The sequence below is a fragment of the Thermogutta hypogea genome (genome assembly GCF_055386265.1).
Map to the genome: position 1 here is coordinate 2,055,738 of NZ_AP042425.1, position 17,098 is coordinate 2,072,835.

The following is a 17,098-nucleotide window of genomic DNA, read 5'->3' on the forward strand; positions in this document are numbered from 1 at the left end:
TTATGTTTCAAATCGATTTGGTCGTAATTCGCAAAAATGTTGCGAGCCGCTCGAATCCGATAGATTTAACCGGGACAATTCCCGCCCTGGCGACGTTCGCGCGAACCTCTGCGAACGACTACCGGAAATTTCGTTCGCGCAGCGACGAGTTGGAAACGGCTCAATGCTTATCGTAAAGGAGGGGCCGGTTTTAGGCAAATCCCGGTGGACCGGATGATCTCTAACGGCAATAATGGTAAGGGTTTTGGTTGGATGCCGGGGCCTACGGTGGGGAAAGCCGGCGCCATTGCCGCTAAAGCCGGCACGAGACGTCCGAGAATGCAAAGCTTCGCCCTCCTGAGCCGCTTGCTTTTCTGGTCCGTGGTGACCTTGGCCATGGTCGGAATCGCGGTCTGGCTGGTTCGACGTATCCGCGGTGATGTCCTGGCCCGAAGGGATAATCGCGATCAGGCCGAGCAAATGCTGCGGGAGTTCACTTCGATGAAGGCCGACGGTCAACTGGATGACCGCGAATACCGTGCCATCCGAGAGCGCTTGCAGTCCGTGATGGGCCCAGGAAAGGCATCGCGTCCCACGCCGGGAAGGAAAGCATGAATCCTCCGGCCTTCGACATCCCCGCATCCCCGCAAACAACCTTTTCGCGACGCGAAAAGCATGGCAAATCCTCTTGGAAACTCCCTGAACCCCGGGATTTCATGCCGGCAAGAGACATGAGGTAGACTTTAACGTACGGATGCGTCTTGATGGTTATTCGTTTGATTTGCCGAGACGGCCATAATCCGCAGCCGGTCAAACCCGGCGTCCGATGACGTTTTTAGCCCCGGCTCGACGTGAGACGGACGGGAGCCCCCCTTGCGATGATCGCAATGTTTCGGGGGTTCATGGCAAGGCGCAGTCGCATCGCGATCGACGATCGCCGCCGACCGCGCAGCCGTACGATCCGGGGGACTGATTCGAGCCCGTAATCCAACCGCCCGCGAGACTTTCAGGACGATTGATCATGCCGACAGGACGGGATTTCACCTCCGGCCGCCGAGGCACCGGTAGTACCAAGAAAAACGCCTTCTGTTCGTTTTGCCGCAAGAGTTACCGGGACGTCGGGCCGCTCGTTGAGGGTCCCGGCGATGTGTACATTTGCGGAGAATGTATCGACCTGTGCCAGTCCATTTTGGACCAGGAGCGGAAGCGACGGGGCACAACCAGACCCCTCTTCGGCAGGATTCCCTCGCCTCGCGAAATCGTCGAAAAACTGAACGAGTTCGTCATCGGCCAAGAGGAGGCCAAGAAGATTCTCGCGGTGGCGGTCTACACGCACTACCGCCGATTGATGCATCACGGATCCTCCGATGTGATGATCGATAAGTCGAATATCCTGCTGATCGGGCCGACCGGTTCCGGCAAGACCCTCTTGGCCCAGACGCTCGCCCGCATGTTGGATGTTCCTTTCGCGATCGGCGACGCCACCACTTTGACCGAGGCCGGCTATGTCGGCGAAGACGTGGAGAATCTCTTGCTGAAACTCTTGCACGCCGCTGATTTCGACGTCGAGGCGGCTCAGCGGGGCATCATTTATATCGACGAGATAGACAAAGTCCGCAAGACGGGCCACAACGTCTCGATCACGCGCGACGTCTCCGGTGAAGGCGTTCAACAAGCACTCCTAAAAATGCTGGAGGGCACTATTTCCAACGTCCCTCCCCAAGGCGGCCGCAAACATCCGGAACAACAATACATCCAGGTGGACACCTCGAACATTCTCTTCATTTGCGGTGGGACGTTCGTCGGCTTGGAAGACATCATCGCGCGGCGGTTGGGCAAGCGAGCCATCGGCTTCAGCTCCACCATGTCGGCGTCCCCTACGGGCGAGACGGTAAATGAAGAGGAACGCAACCGCTTCCTGATGGCTCACGTGACCAGCGAGGACTTGGTTGAGTTCGGGCTGATTCCGGAGTTCATCGGGCGGCTGCCCGTCCTCAGCACTCTGCGACCTCTGAATGTCGAGGCTTTGATCCGCGTTCTCACGGAACCCAAGAATGCCCTGGTCAAACAGTACCAGGAACTGTTCGCCATGGAAAACGCGGAACTGGAATTCACCGAAGCCGCCCTGAGGTTGATCGCGCGAAAGGCCTACGACCGCGGAACCGGCGCTCGGGGTCTACGATCGATCGTGGAAAAGATCATGCTGGACGCGATCTACACGCTCCCCGATCAGCCGCCGGGACTCCGTTACGTCGTAGATACGGACGTGGTGGAGGGGCGCATGCCGTTGGTAGGCCAACCCACCGCGCAACAGAAAAGCGCCTGATGCGGCGGTCCGCACCGGCGGCAGATGCAACCCGATCGTTCGTCTTACCGTCACGATCGCGATCCGGGGGGTGGTCCGCGCCTCCAACCACCGTTTTGCACGGCAGGTCGTCGATCGATGGCTCACCTCTTGACCAGCTTCCGCAGGGCCTCGATCCCGCGATGGATCGTCTCATCCGACGCGGCGTAAGAGATGCGGAAATGGGTATCGCGTCGACTGAATACCCCACCCGGAATGATCAACAGGCCGTGCCGCTCGATGGCTTCCGTGACGAATTCCGTGGCCGTCCCCCACGGAGCGCGGGGAAAGGCATAGAATGCCCCGCGCGGCATGACGAGGTCGTAGAACTCGCTTAGACCGGCGACCAAGAGATCCCGTTTCCACTTGTAGGCCTGATAGGCCGGGCGCATATCGTAATCGACGGCCCTCAGTCCGGCCCATTGCAGGGGATGCGGCGCGCAAACAAAACTGTACTGCTGTAACTTGAGCATCTGCTGCACGATTTCTCGCGGGCCGTGCGCAAAACCAAGCCGCCAGCCGGGCATACCGTGGCTCTTGCTGAAACCCGCCACCACGATCGTTCGCGGATTATACTCCGCGGGGGAAACGAAGGGTTCGTCGTAACAAAAATCGCAATAGATTTCGTCGCTGAGCAGGGCTACGTTCCGCCGCTGGGCAAGCTCCGCCAGGTCGCGGAGCGCCTGCCGGTTCAGCACGATCCCCGTCGGGTTGGCCGGGCTGTTGACGATGATCATTTTCGTCTTCGCCGTCAAGGCCGCCTCCACGCGGCCGACGTCGATCTGAAAGTCGGGGTAAGTATCGACATAGACGGGAATCCCGCCGGCCACGTGGACCAAGGCGTCGTACATCACGAAGTAAGGATCGAAGACGATCACCTCGTCACCGGGATCCACCAGCGTCAACACGGCCAGCATCAGGCCGCCGCTCGTGCCGCTGGTGATAAACAGCTCCCGATCGGGGTCGTTGTATCGCTTCGCAATCTCCGCCTGAAGCCGTTCCCGAAAAGCCGGTACGCCTTGCGTCAAGGAATAGCCGTTCCTGCCCTGTCGAATGGCCTCCGCGGCGCTCTCCTTCAATTCATCGGGGACGTCGAAATCGGGCTGCCCGATGGAAAGATTGATGGGATCCTTCAGTTTGGCCCCCAATTCAAAGACCTTGCGAATGCCTGAAGCGTCGAATCGCGTCATGCGCTGGGCGAGCCACGGATGCCTGTCTGTCATACGAAATGTCCCCAGGATGATGGGAAGGGTCGAAACGATAAATCCCGGATCCTCTTAAGCCCGGCCTTCGTCATCGGTCCCCCGCCTGAACACAGCCGAGCGTATCCAGGAATTCGCACCCGAAGTAGGGCCTTCCCTGACCATTTTCCCTGCTTCGCAGCGCACGATAAGAGCCAGTTTCGCGCAGCGCTGCAAATCCTGCAACCGGTAGGGACACGCAACACGCCCTAGCAAGGGATAGATTCCCCCATCCTGCGACCAACGTGGCACGTCGAGTTTGGCAGGCAAACTACGTGGCCGCCGGATCTCTTTGCGCGTTGAACGCCGCCTTGGGGATACCTATACTAGGCAGAGCGTATAAGCTGGGACAGTTGCTCGGAGGAACGCATCGGCACGAATCGCGAACGTCTCGTTGCCGTTGCCGTGAATCTCGGCGGCGTGCGCCGGCCGCTTGCGGAGGGCTTCCCGGATTGAAGCGGCCCCGTGGAGCCCTTTTCCGTGAGTTTAAAAAGGGGATGCGACCGAGTGATTTTCTTCACGCGACGTTTACATTCCTCAATTCCTCGATTATGAAAACCTTGCAAGGCGTTCCATTTTCGGACGGCGTCGGTGAGCAAGTAATTTTCGTGAATGTGGGAGGCTATAATGAAAACGCGGATCGCGGGACTCTTCCTTGCCCTCTTGGCGTTGCAAGGACCGGTTGTAGCTTTGGAATCGCGTACTGAGGCGACTCCTCGCCCCAATATCCTTTGGCTCACGTGCGAGGACATGGGCCCACAGATGGGGTGTTACGGTGATAGCTATTCCAATACACCCAATTTGGATGCGCTGGCCCGGCGCGGGGTACGCTACCTTCACGCTTGGTCCACGGCACCGGTTTGCGCTCCCGCACGAACCGCAATCATCACGGGCATGTACCCCAGCTCCACCGGCGCCGAACACATGAGGAGTTGGGTCCCCTTCCCACAATATCTCGCGTTCTACCCTCAGATACTGCGTGGTGCGGGCTACTATTGCACCAACAATTCCAAAGAGGATTACAATCTGATCAACAACGGCAAGATTTGGGACGAATCCTCGGGAAAAGCCCATTGGAAGAATCGCCCCAAGGAGAAACCGTTTTTCGCGATCTTCAATTTCACGATTACGCACGAAAGCCGCATTCGCGATCGGCCGCACGATTTGATCCATGATCCGAGCAAGGTCCGATTGCCCGCCTACCACCCGGACACGCCGGAGGTTCGCCGCGATTGGGCTCAATACTACGATCGAATTGCGGAGATGGACGCCCTGGCAGGGGAAAAGTTGAAGGAATTGGAAGAGGCGGGCTTGGCGGAAGATACCATTGTCTTCTTCTACGGCGACCACGGCTCGGGGATGCCGCGGAGCAAACGTTGCGTGTACAACTCGGGCTTGCAAGTGCCCTTGATCGTCTACATTCCGCCCAAGTTCCGGCACTTGGCGCCGCCGGATTATCAACCGGGCGGTACCACCGAACGCTTGGTGGCCTTCGTGGACTTGGCTCCCACGGTTCTCAGCCTCGCCGGGGTTCGACCGCCCAATTGGATGGAGGGGCACGCCTTCCTCGGGCCGTATGCCGCGGAACCCCAACCCTTTCTTTTCGGCTTACGGGGAAGGATGGATGAGCGCTACGATTTGATCCGTTCCGTAACCGACGGCCGCTACGTGTATATCCGCAACTATATGCCCTACTTACCGCTGGGGCAGCATGTCACGTACATGTTCCAAACCCCTACGACGCGAGTCTGGCGGCAATGGTACGATGAAGGCAAGCTTTCCGACCAGCAAGCGTATTTTTGGCAGCGCCCCCGCGCCCCGGAAGAGCTTTACGACCTTCAAAGCGACCCCGATGAAGTTAACAATTTGGCGGGCCGACCTGAATGCCGTGACGTCCAAGCACGGCTGGCGAAAGCTCTCCGCGATCATATTTTGGCCACGCGCGACCTCGGTTTTCTGCCCGAGCCTGAGATTCACAGCCGAGCAGGCACACGCACGCCGTACGACTACGGTCATAGCCGAGCCTGTCCGCTTCCTCGGATTCTGGAGGCGGCCGAAAAGGCGTCCCAGCTCGATCCGCGCGACGTGCCGGACTTGATCGGCTACCTGAGCGACGAAGACGCCGCCGTTCGTTACTGGGCCGCCCTGGGGCTTTTGATGCACGGCGACGAGGCGGTGAAAGCCGCTGAGGGAAGGCTCGGGGAAATGCTCAAGGACGATTCGCCCGCCGCCCGCATTGCCGCAGCCTGGGCCTTAGGGCGATTCGGCGACGACGCCCAACGCGAGCAAGCCCTGCAAACGCTCGCGCCGCTGATTCCGTACGACGACAACGGCCCTTACGTGGCGATGATGGCTTTGACGGTGGTGGACGACCTCGGCCCATTGGCCGCCGGATTGCGGGACGTAGTTCAAAAGAATGCACAACCGGACGTCTCGCCCGTTCACAATCGATTCAAGGACGGCATTCCCCGTTTGGCCGAACACTTCCTTAAAACGGTGGCGCCGTGACGCCGCAAGCGACGAGGCCGTAATTGCGGAGAACCATGGAACCCAATATCCGCGATTGGTGCGGGTTTCAATATCGCCGCGCCGGGAACGCCGGGAGTCGGTTTGCGGCTTTTCAAAAACCAATCACACCCAGCATCCGCCCAGCCCAAGAATACAGCGGAATGCGCAAAAAGGGCGGCTCACGGAAAGATGAGCCGCCCTTTCCTACGCTTTTCAAACGAACTTTTGTCCCGTCGCGCTAGTGCTGGATATTGGTCAAGATTTTATCCAGCCGCCGCAACTCGGCTTGAATCATTTCCACTTCCAGACCGCTCTGAGCCTTCAACTGAAGCACGTCATCGACCAACTGCATGGCCGCCTTCAAACCGCCATGCTGATTGGCGAACTCAATCACCTTATCTTCGGCCTCGGGGTTTGCAACCGGCCGAGCCGCTTGGCCGGGCCGATGGAAAGGGCGAACCGCAACGCGGCGCACTCCGCCCCGTTTTTGGCGCAGAAACTGGTGTCCGCAGTGCGGGCATTGAGTCGCCCTTGCCGCAATGATTTTCCCGCAAGAAGGGCACAACTTACGCCCGCGACCCAGAACCACGCTACCGACTGACGACTTCTTCGGCATGATTCAACTCCTTAAAAAACCGGGGAGCAAAGTGTACCAAAACACCGCTGAAATCCAGCACACACGACGTCCGGGCAGCGGCAAGTACCCGCCTCAAACTGTCACACCTTCCGACCCGGACGCAAGCCCTGATCCACGATTAATCGCGAACCGGAGCAGCACGCCGCGGGCATCCATCCAAATCTCGCGTTGGACCGCTGCCCCCCGATCTCGACCGAAAAAGACGCAACGGATATGCCTCTATTGAACCCGTTAAACGATCAAAACCTTTACTACTATTAATATTTCTAGCAAACTCGCCATGAAACGACAAGTAGTTCCAAGTTGAGAAATTCCCTTCCCTGCCACCTTCGACCTCGTCGGACCAACGCAACCCGTCGCCCGGCTCGCGTTCGGGTGAATGGCTCTTTGCCATCCCCCACCGCCCTTTCGACAAAGACGGCGTTTGCCGCCGCGATCTCATGGTTCCTCCTCCCGCAAGCGAGACCGATTTCTTGCATCTGTATTTCTCTCATGCGAACGGGCCCGGCAACCGGGTTCATCATTGGGCCTGGTCCGCCCTGAATCACGGATTCCGCGGAAAGCCTCGGTCATCGAAACTCTTCGGAATACTCCGATCGGTGGGTGGCCGGCCGATGCATTCTTGCCCACATGCGGCGGCAGCCGATGGGAGGAATGAGGAGCCCTCGCTTGCATTCTCAAGCCGGGCCTCCATATTCCGCCGAGACGGAAGGATTCGCTTTCAACGACCGGGAAAGAATCGGCAAGGCGTGACGGATTTGCCGCCGGGACGCCGGCGGCTCCCACCCCCTGGATCCGCCGTCTCACCGGCCTCGCATGCCGCCACAATCACCACTCACCCTGACGCCGCTGGATTTGGTTTTTTCCGCAAAGTTTCGCAATCGAAGAGCTGACAACATGGCAACAGACACGCATCAATGGTACCCTGGAGGGATTGATTACTTTCTGGGGCAGAGCGAGCAGCGGTTGACTTTATCCATGTTGGCACGACCGACGGCACTGCGATTCGCCCATTCCCTGCCGTACGGCGCCATCCTGCACGAGGACGGCGTCCAATTCGTCGTTTTCAGCCGATCGGCATCCGCGCTCCGTGTCTTGCTTTACCGCAACGTCGAAGACCGCGAGCCTTTCGATATCATCCACCTGAACAGCCAGGACCACCGCTGGGGTGATGTTTGGAGCGTTTTCGTTCCCGGACTGAAGGCCGGTCAGCTCTATCATCTTCAAGCGGATGGGCCGTGGATTCCCGAAGCAGGCCAAAGATTCGACGCCAAGGCCCGGCTCATCGATCCCTATGCCAAGGCGCTAGCCGGCGACTTTCTACCCGCCGCCGACGGGATTATTCGACCGCCCAAATGCGTGGTCGTGGACGACGATTTCGACTGGCAGGGCACGCGGCATATCCGCCGCGACATCTCGGAAACGATCATTTACGAGATGCACGTGCGGGGCTTCACCCGTTCTCGGACCAGCGGCGTCAAATTTCCCGGCTCGTACCTCGGCATCATCGAAAAGATCCCGTACCTCAAGTCGTTGGGCGTCACGGCCGTGGAGCTGATGCCGGTCCACGAGTTCCCCATCTTGGATTGCTTCGGCCGCATGCCGCCGCGCCGCAATTATTGGGGCTACGATCCCCTCGCCTTTTTCTCCCCCCATCGCGGATACGCGGTCAGCAAAGAACCGGGGGCCCAGGTTCGAGAGTTCAAGGAGATGGTCCGCGAACTCCACAAGGCCGGAATTGAAGTCATTCTGGACGTCGTCTTCAATCACACGGCCGAGGGAAACGAGCACGGCCCCATTCTCAGTTTCAAGGGACTGGAGAACCGCGTTTACTACATGTTGGAAAACGGCGGCGGAAAGTATCGCAACTACACGGGCTGCGGGAATACGGTCAATGGCAATCATCCCATTGTCCGGGAAATGATCTTCCATTGCCTGCGTTACTGGGTCCACAACTACCACGTGGACGGTTTCCGCTTCGACCTTGCATCCATCCTCAGCCGAGATCGCGCCGGCAATCTGGTGCCCAACCCACCGGTCGTGGAAACGATCGCCGAGGATCCGCTCTTGGCGGACACCAAGATCATCGCCGAGGCATGGGACGCCGCCGGGGCCTACCAAGTCGGCACCTTCGCCAGTCTGTGCTGGCCCGACGGATTCGCTCATTGCCGCTGGGCGGAATGGAACGGCCACTACCGCGACGACGTCCGGAGGTTTTGGCGAGGAGATCCGGGCATGATGCCCGCCTTCGCCACCCGTCTCGCCGGCTCCAGCGATCTCTATCAGCCGGGCGGACGGTATCCCTACCACAGCATCAACTTCATCACCTCCCACGACGGTTTCACCCTCAACGATCTCGTCAGCTACAACCACAAACACAACGAGGCCAACGGCGAAGACAATCGTGACGGCGACAATAATAACAACAGCTACAATTACGGCGTGGAAGGTCCCACCCGCCACCGCGGCATCGACCTGATCCGACTACGCCAAATCAAGAATCTGCTGGCCACGCTATTCTTGAGCCAAGGCGTTCCCATGCTCCTATTCGGAGACGAATGCCGACGCACGCAACGGGGCAACAACAACGCCTACTGCCAAGATAACTCCGTATCGTGGTTCAACTGGAAACGCGTTGCGCGACACCGAGAGGTATGGCGATTCTGCCAGGCACTGATCCGTTTTCGCCGCAGCGAACCCACGGTCCGACGGCGGGATTTCCTCACCGGCCTGCCGGTCCGACCCGGCGGACTGCCCGACGTCAGTTGGTTCAACGTCCAGGGCGGGCCGGTCGATTGGGCCAACGGTGAGCGGAGCCTCGGCTGTCTTTTGGCGGCATTTCCGCATCGCGAAGACCCCAAGCGTCCCAACCATCACATCATCGCGTTCTTTCACCCTGCGCCCGAGCCTACACGCTTTGTCTTTCCGCCGTACGCACGCAGCCTCGCCTGGCGTCTGTTTCTGGATACCGGTCGTTTTCCGCCCGAGGACATCTATCCCGACTTGGACGGCCCCCCGCCGCCCGCAGACTGGACCTTGAAACTGCCCGGCCGGACGCTCGTGGTCTACGTTTCGCCCGATCTCCTGTAGAATGAAAGCGGAACCACAGCCGTGGCTTTGATTCCGGCCTGCCGCCGGGAAAACGGCGCCTTTCGCGCACTTGCCTTGGACCCGAATGGTCAAGCCCCGGCAGCGGCCGGGAGAATGTCGGCTCGACACGCCCACTGGGCCTCGCTTCGACGGAAACGGGGTGAAACATGCAACACCTTCAAATTGCCGGAATTGATTTGGCGGTCGAGATCCAGGGCAGAGGACTGCCGGTGATTTTCGTCCACGGCTTCCCGCTGGATCACACCATGTGGGAGGCCCAGATCGCGGCATTCTCGAAAGACTTCCAGGTCTTAGCCCCCGATTTGAGAGGATTTGGTGCCAGCGGCACCACGCCGGGCGTTGTAACGATGGAGAGATTCGCAGACGACCTGGCCGAACTGTCGCACTGCCTGGGAATCACGTCGCAGGGTCTGGTAGTGTGCGGCCTATCGATGGGCGGCTACATAGCGTTCCAGTTTCTGCGCAAATATGCCGGGCTTTTGCGGGGATTGGTGCTGTGCGACACGCGTGCCGCCGCCGACACCGACCAGATCCGAGAGAACCGTTACCGACTTGCGACCGCGGTTCGCCAAGAGGGCCCCGATGTCGTGATCCATCAGATGCTGCCCAAACTGGTTTCCGAGAAAACTCGCAGAGAACACCCCGAGTGCGTCTCGCACCTCGAAACCATGATGCGACGCGCGTCGCCGGAGGGAATCGCCGCCGCCGCCCTGGGCATGGCCGAGCGCCCCGACTCTTCCGCCCTGCTACCGGCCGTCCCATGCCCCACCCTGGTGATCGTGGGAGAGTTCGATATGCTGTCACCGCCGGCGGAAATGGAAGCCATGGCCAAGAACATCCCCGGTGCACGATTCGAAGTCGTCCCCGACGCCGGGCACATGACGCCGATGGAAAAGCCGCAAGAGTTCAACATGATCCTACGCGACTTCTTGCGATCGCTCGAATCGCCGACTCGTTAGGCCTTGGGATCGGCCCACGCTCGGGGCTCGGACCCTTCTGATGAGCCATTGCAAGCGGCATGCTGAATGACCTTGCACCATGTGTCCCCGTCGGATTTCTCCGGAATGGAGCAGAATTTCACGGCCTGCTTGTCTAGGCGACCGCTGTGTGCTATCATTACGCGAACTGGGACGTGATCCCCATTCGGAGGGTATGCGAATTGGTGAGCAGCCTGACTCGAAATCAGGTGCCCCTCACGGGGTTGCGGGTTCGAGTCCCGTGCCCTCCGCTGTATTTAGGACTTCTTTTCCCTTCTATCCAACCTGTCTACTCGCTTGGCTTGCGACCTCCAGGACCTTGGTTGCGCCCTCTCCTCTCTGGTCGGCGTTTCGTCTCGCGTCTTATCCGTTTATCTGTATAACCGCCGGGGCGTACTTCAATCCGCCGGCAATGCTTAGTCGGCGGGCAGTCACCGAGCGTTTTCGCATTGAATGTCTCTATCTAGGCCGTTCCGTCGGCGACAGCGAGGCGAAACGGGCCGCCGCCTCGCCGTCTCTTCCTCAGCGCATACGCTACGGACTATGAACCATTAGTAATCACACATCACTTTCTTCACTACTCCTTTTTTGACACTCTCTTTATTCACTTCTTATCCGCCTACGGACGCTCCCATACACGCGACGCCTGCGCCTAAAAACTCTCACTCGATTCACCGCACGCGTATTTATTAGGAGGTAGAGAGAAGCCGTAGACTGCCGCCCGCAGCCGCCCGACAGGGAGGTCAGATACGACGCCGGATGGCACGCGACGTCGGCTCATTGTATTGCATTCATTAAAACGCGCCCGCATGACATGGGCTCTTACATGTATTTCTATCAAGCGATATCGCCGTCGCACGAAGGAGCGGGACCGAGTTGATATCGGCAGTCGGTTATATCCGCCCGGGGAAGCTTATTGACCGTTTATCGGCGACTATAGTTGCTCGTGTTGAGGACGCAGCTCTACGGTCTACCTTAGAACGGCCTTTAAGAAAGGGACACGCCCTGAGGAATTCGACGAAGAAGCGGCGCGGCAGCCGCCCCATCGCATCCTACCCCACGAGGATGCCGAGCCCCCCTTCCAGCCGATCTGGTGCGACGAATCGGATTCACTTCTTAGAAAAAGGATGCCCATCCGTTCTGCACAGATGAGGCGTAATCGTTCGACGGACCGTATCCGGCAGCGAGGTCAAGTCAGCCGGTGACGCGAACGCGCCATTGCCCCTCTTCGTCATCCATCGTTGCGCTGCTCCCGTCGGCTCGCCGTAGCTTGAGCGTGGCTCCTGGAGGCAGCCTGCGCTCGGGGATGATGCCGCGCGTCGTCGTGGATAGGAATTGGTAGAAGAGCGAGGCCGGCGGCGCGGCGAAGTCCGTGCGGAGATGCTCTAAGATATCGTTCCACATCAGACCGCTGCGGTAGATTAGGCGGTAGGCGGCCTTCAAATCCTCGATTGTTTCCGTGGAGAATCCGGCCCGGCGAAGGCCGATTTGATTCAGACCCACCACATGGCTGCTAAGACCGTCGATGGTTACAAACGGCGGCACATCGCGCGTGATATGGGCTTGCCCGCCCACCATGGCCAACGATCCGATGCGGCAAAACTGGTGCACCGCCACAGCGCCGGAAACATAGGCGCGATCCGCCACGGTTACGTGACCGGCCAGCAACGCGTTGTTCGCAAAAATCGTGTTGTTACCGACGCGACAATCGTGGGCGATGTGCACGTTGGCCATCAACAGGTTATTGTCGCCTACCAGGGTGGCGTCCTCTTCCTCCAAGGCGCGATGGATCGTGCAGTTTTCCCGGATGACATTGCCGGATCCGATAACGACCTTGCCCGGCCTCTCAGGCATGTGTACATGCTGGGGCATCCCCCCAAGCACGGCGCCCTCGAACACCCAATTGTTTTCACCCAGCACGGTGCCGGTCTTGATGACCGCGCGGCTTTCGAGACGGCACCGATCCCCGATCACCGTTTCCGGCTCGATGACACAAAACGGCCCGATTACTACGTCATCACCGATGGCTGCCAGGGAACTGACAACGGCAGTGGGATGGATTTTTACGGCCATGGCGCAACCTCCATGTTTCCCGCCAAGGAAAAGCAATTCTTCCAGAAGGATGCCGTGTAATGGCAAATCGCCAAGTGCCTCACTGCCGGCGATCGGCAGCCTTTCGCTCCGGGGCGACTGCGTACCGCACCCCCATGGACCTTCTTTTAGCGTCAATCGCCCCGTGCGGCAAGGCCAAATAGGCAACTCCTCGCCTCCGGAGTTCCTCGCCCAACAGCAATAAACGGATTCGAAGTCATGTACCTCTCATTCGCGACAAACGGCGTCGCATTCTTTCGACTGCTCCCGGCGGTAGCCCCTTGCCCTGGTCCAATCCCAGAAACTCTCGCGCGGCTTGCCGGTCGTGCATCCTCTCCTCCGTTCGCCTTTTCTGTTCGCCGGTCGAAGAGCGATTACCGAGGCCGGCGAGAATAGCGCCTCGACCATCCTGTTTGGCGATCTGCCGGGCCGGCCCGGCCCGGGGCGTCGCTCTTGGGCTAAAACAGATCGATAATCTTCATCAACTCGCCCCAGGGCGTGACCCGGTTCATCATTCGGAGGAACAGGTGCCGCCGGGGGATTTTGCCCCAAGCCCGAGAAGATCGCCTAATGTCCCGATGCAACCCCTCGGCCGAAGGAATTTCAGATAATTGGGGCAAAGGGAGAGACGCAATTTCAGAGCGTAACGGTCACACAAGGCAGAGGCATCCCCTTGATCTAGGGGTAGGGATTAACCCGTCCGCTGGTCATGGAGCAACCGGCCTTGCGACGGCCGTGGCGGAGCAGGAATCGGCGGCAACGGTGCCCACCCAAAGAATCGCAAAGCGACAAGGCAACTTGCCGAAGGGGCGCAATCTCACAAGTCCGCGAGATGTTCCCCTAAGACGGTTGCGAAGCAACACCAGAAAGCTGGGGTACTAGGATTCGAACCTAGACTAGCTGATCCAGAGTCAGCCGTGCTGCCGTTACACCATACCCCAAACTGTGCATCCCAACCCGGGCGGCAGGGCTACGAGCGTCTCGCCTTCATCGCAACTTTGCAAATCCAGCTGCGATACGACGCCTTCAACCTGCGCCCAAAATATCGTCGTTGGGCCCACACCTGTACCGTAACATATTCCGTGCCGTACCGTGCGTCAAGAGCAGGCATCGCCCTACGCCTGCGATCGAAGCTCGTAATCAACTATCGTTTCCCACCGCCTTTTCATCTCGCGGTTCGCGGGATCGAACGGCACATGGCTGCCTCGTCCACCCGCCGATCGGGGATCGGGCACGGCGTCCCTCTCGGACGCAACCGAATGGCATGTTTAGGTATTGTGCATCGCAGCACCGTTCTGCGGACGGTGAATTCAGGCTATAATGCGGCAAATGGCGGCGAATTGAACAACTAAATCGTTCGGCAGCGAGGACGGGTATCCGGCGACGCGCGGAACGCGGCAACCGGGGTCTCGAGGCCGGCCATAACCAACTGAAAATCTCTTTGGGTCGCCCACGCTAAGGAATGTGGCCGACCGGATGTTCCGGGCAATTCGAAGCATGGCGCAACTGAAACTGATCCAAGGCGCAGCTCAGGAATCCGTGTACCCCATCGTCAAGGATTGTACGATCCTCGGACGCCACCCGAACTGCGACATCGTCTTGGAGGTGGGAGCAGTCAGTCGTCAACATGCCCGGATCATTCGCAACGAAAGCGGATACTACCTGGAAGACTTGAATAGCCGGAACGGCACATTCCTTAACGATCAGCGGGTGATCGGCCGGCAGCCCCTCCGCAACGCGGACCGCATCCGCATGTGCGATTTGCTGTTCGAGTTCAGCGACCCCGCGACTGCCGAACCGTTGGACGAACAGGGGGCCACCCGAGCGGCGTGGGTCGACGATGAGGTCGCCCTTCGCTCGGCCTCGACGGTGATGTCCAAACTGGACGTGTCATCGGGCGCGGCGGGGGTTCGGCTGCGGGTCAACCCCGAGGCCAAGCTGCGGGCACTGCTGGAAATTAGTCAAAACCTCGGCCAAGCCGTCTCGCCGGACGAAGTCTTGGCGCGAATCCTCAAGAGCCTGTTCAACGTCTTCCTTCAGGCGGATCGCGGGTTCGTCGTGTTGAAGGACCCTCGTACGGGACGGTTGGTGCCGCGCGTCGTTCACTCGCGTCGACCGAACGCCGGCGAAGTCCGTATGAGCAAGACCATCGTCCAAGCCGTAATGGAAAGCAAGCAGGCGATCCTGTCGGCGGACGCGGCCACCGATTCCCGCTTCGACCTGAGCCAAAGCATCGCCGACTTTCCCATCCATTCGATGATGTGCGCGCCGTTGATCACCAGCGACGGCTCCGTCCTCGGCGTGATCCAAATCGACACCAGCGACCGCAAGCTGCGATTTACGCCGGAAGACCTGGAGGTGCTGGCCGCAGCGGCGGGCCAAGCGGCCGTAGCCCTGGAAAACGCCCTGCTGCATGAGGCGTCTTTGCGGGAAGAAGTCTTGCGGCGGGAGCTCTCACTGGCGCACAAGGTGCAACAGGGCTTTCTGCCCTCTTCACCGCCTGAGGTGGCCGGCTATCGCTTCTTCGACCTGTACGACCCCGCCCATGAGGTCGGAGGTGATTACTTCGACTACATCATGCTGCCGGCAAACCGTTTGGCCGTGGCGCTGGGGGACGTTTCCGGCAAGGGAATCGCGGCAGCGCTGCTGATGGCGAAGCTGTCGGCCGAAATTCGTTATTGCCTGGCGAGCGAAACGTCGCCGATCGAGGCTTTGGCCAAGCTCAATCGAGCCTTCTGCGTCAGCCGCTGGGAGGATCGGTTCATCACGCTGCTCTTGGCCGTCCTCGACCCCGTCGCTCACCGCTTGACGTTCGTCAACGCAGGCCATTGCCCCGGCTTTCTCCGCCGCGAGGATGGTTCGGTGATCCCCGTCGGGGAGAAGATCGCCGGGCCGCCGTTGGGAATCGATCCGTCGACTCGTTACACCGCCGAAACCGTCGCCGTACAGGAAGGCGATCTGCTTCTTCTGTACACGGACGGACTCCCGGACGCCATGAATAGCCGCGAGGAATTCTTCGGGCAGGATCGAATCCTGGATGTGTTGGCCAAGGCGCCGGCTTGCGCCGAGCAAGCGGGCAAGATGTTGATGGCGGAAGTTCAAAAGTTCACGGGCCATCACGAACAGATGGACGACATCTGCATGGTTCTGATGAGCCGAAAACGCTCCGGCGATTGAGCCGCCCCCCCGGAAGTTGCGCCGTGTCAGGCTCACGTCCGCGTAATCCAGCCGGTCTCGCGGCGGTATCGGGGGACGAAGTCAAACCGGTCGAAGGCGGCGGCGTCGAATATGTCTTTTTCCAATCGGGCGGCTACCAACTTTTGGGCGGCCGTGCACTTGCTCAGTTCTTGCGCCAAAAGAGCTTGCGGGATCGGCTCGGCACCGAGCGCGTAGGGTTCCGCAAAAGCCGCTCGCCAATTCTCCCGCGCGGTCAGAGCCTGCGCATTCAATTCGTATCGCAACCCGCCGGCCCGTTCCAGGCGATCCACCAAGAACCCGGCGAAGAGCGTATCGTCTCGCCCATACTCGCCGTCCGTACCGGCGCAAAGCAAGTGCACGTGGGAACTCTCGGCGGCCAATTCACGAAACACGGCCGACGCATTGACGAAAGCGCCCACGAACACGCGCTCCGCTTCACGACAGCGCCGGAACGCCAAGGTCCCGTTCGTCGTAGTAAGTAGGATCCACGCATCGGCCACTCGATCGCCGGAAAACTCCGACGGCGAATTGCCCAAATCGAAACCGTCGATGGGCAGGCAGTTGCGCTCACCGGCCAAAAGCACCGAATCTGCCGGCCGCGATTGCCTCAGCTCCGCGGCGATTTGTTCGGCCTCCGCGACCTCCTCGCAGGGGAAGACGGCCTTTGCCCCCGCGCCGAATGCGTGCACAATGGAAGTCGTGGCGCGGAGGATATCGATCACCACGACCGTACCGACCGTCAGCTCTTCCGGCTCCACAAGTCGAGGCAAGGCATGAACGAAGATTTTGGGTTGCATATTTGCGGACAATCGCTGGAGATAGGGAGCGGTCGGCCGAACGGGGAGCCGGCCGGGAAAACACACTTGCGGGCGATCCTCCGCCGGGGCGTGCCTGCGTCTGCTACCGGACGAAAACCCAGGGACCGCCGGCACGGCAAGGCCAATCGCCCCGGCGCCTCCTCATGGTAGTGAAAGGACGGTCTGAATACCACCCCAACGCAAGGCCACAATTA

The 17,098-nt window shown here is 59.8% G+C and carries 10 protein-coding genes and 2 tRNA genes; 7 read left to right on the forward strand and 5 right to left on the reverse strand.

Translation table 11 applies throughout. The features are described 5' to 3' along the window. Nucleotides 1-318 precede the first annotated feature (318 nt). Nucleotides 319-594, forward strand: coding sequence for an SHOCT domain-containing protein (locus ACZ5B4_RS07385; protein ID WP_464913791.1), 276 nt, complete (start codon nucleotides 319-321; stop codon nucleotides 592-594). Nucleotides 595-1,000: 406 nt separating this feature from the next. Next, on the forward strand, nucleotides 1,001-2,305 hold the full coding sequence (gene clpX, locus ACZ5B4_RS07390) for an ATP-dependent Clp protease ATP-binding subunit ClpX (protein ID WP_464913792.1): 1,305 nt from the start codon (nucleotides 1,001-1,003) through the stop codon (nucleotides 2,303-2,305). A gap of 122 nt (nucleotides 2,306-2,427) precedes the next feature. On the opposite strand, the gene ACZ5B4_RS07395 is transcribed toward clpX, so the two are convergent. Beyond that, nucleotides 2,428-3,546, reverse strand: coding sequence for a pyridoxal phosphate-dependent aminotransferase (locus tag ACZ5B4_RS07395; protein WP_464913793.1), 1,119 nt, complete (start codon nucleotides 3,544-3,546; stop codon nucleotides 2,428-2,430). Between the two features lie 645 nt (nucleotides 3,547-4,191). Here ACZ5B4_RS07395 and ACZ5B4_RS07400 point away from each other — a divergent pair. Continuing rightward, nucleotides 4,192-6,072, forward strand: a complete 1,881-nt coding sequence (locus ACZ5B4_RS07400) for a sulfatase-like hydrolase/transferase (protein ID WP_464913794.1) — start codon at nucleotides 4,192-4,194, stop codon at nucleotides 6,070-6,072. Between the two features lie 238 nt (nucleotides 6,073-6,310). Here the strand turns inward: ACZ5B4_RS07400 and ACZ5B4_RS07405 are convergent, their stop codons facing one another. Next, on the reverse strand, nucleotides 6,311-6,688 hold the full coding sequence (locus ACZ5B4_RS07405) for a zinc ribbon domain-containing protein (RefSeq protein ID WP_464913795.1): 378 nt from the start codon (nucleotides 6,686-6,688) through the stop codon (nucleotides 6,311-6,313). A 918-nt stretch (nucleotides 6,689-7,606) separates the two neighbouring features. On the opposite strand from ACZ5B4_RS07405, the gene glgX reads away from it, so the two are divergent. The 3 genes from glgX (at nucleotide 7,607) to ACZ5B4_RS07420 (ending at nucleotide 11,048) form a co-directional block, all read left to right on the forward strand. Further along, nucleotides 7,607-9,799 (forward strand): glycogen debranching protein GlgX, encoded by a 2,193-nt coding sequence (gene glgX, locus ACZ5B4_RS07410; RefSeq protein ID WP_464913796.1) that lies wholly within the window; start codon nucleotides 7,607-7,609, stop codon nucleotides 9,797-9,799. Nucleotides 9,800-9,966: 167 nt separating this feature from the next. Continuing rightward, nucleotides 9,967-10,779 carry an alpha/beta fold hydrolase gene (locus ACZ5B4_RS07415; RefSeq protein WP_464913797.1) on the forward strand — a complete coding sequence of 271 codons (813 nt, stop codon included), beginning with the start codon at nucleotides 9,967-9,969 and terminating at the stop codon, nucleotides 10,777-10,779. 186 nt (nucleotides 10,780-10,965) lie between these two features. Beyond that, nucleotides 10,966-11,048: transfer RNA gene (locus ACZ5B4_RS07420), tRNA-Ser, on the forward strand. Nucleotides 11,049-11,991: 943 nt separating this feature from the next. Here ACZ5B4_RS07420 and lpxA read toward each other — a convergent pair. Continuing rightward, entirely contained in the window at nucleotides 11,992-12,870 is an 879-nt protein-coding gene (lpxA, locus tag ACZ5B4_RS07425) for an acyl-ACP--UDP-N-acetylglucosamine O-acyltransferase (RefSeq protein ID WP_464913798.1), read from the reverse strand. An 888-nt stretch (nucleotides 12,871-13,758) separates the two neighbouring features. Further along, nucleotides 13,759-13,829: transfer RNA gene (locus tag ACZ5B4_RS07430), tRNA-Gln, on the reverse strand. Nucleotides 13,830-14,385: 556 nt separating this feature from the next. Here ACZ5B4_RS07430 and ACZ5B4_RS07435 point away from each other — a divergent pair. Next, nucleotides 14,386-16,065 carry a SpoIIE family protein phosphatase gene (locus tag ACZ5B4_RS07435; protein ID WP_464913799.1) on the forward strand — a complete coding sequence of 560 codons (1,680 nt, stop codon included), beginning with the start codon at nucleotides 14,386-14,388 and terminating at the stop codon, nucleotides 16,063-16,065. Nucleotides 16,066-16,097: 32 nt separating this feature from the next. Here the strand turns inward: ACZ5B4_RS07435 and ACZ5B4_RS07440 are convergent, their stop codons facing one another. Then, the gene (locus ACZ5B4_RS07440; protein ID WP_464913800.1) at nucleotides 16,098-16,883 is read right to left on the reverse strand and encodes a 2-phosphosulfolactate phosphatase; all 786 of its coding nucleotides are present in this window, start codon (nucleotides 16,881-16,883) and stop codon (nucleotides 16,098-16,100) included. Nucleotides 16,884-17,098 lie beyond the last annotated feature (215 nt).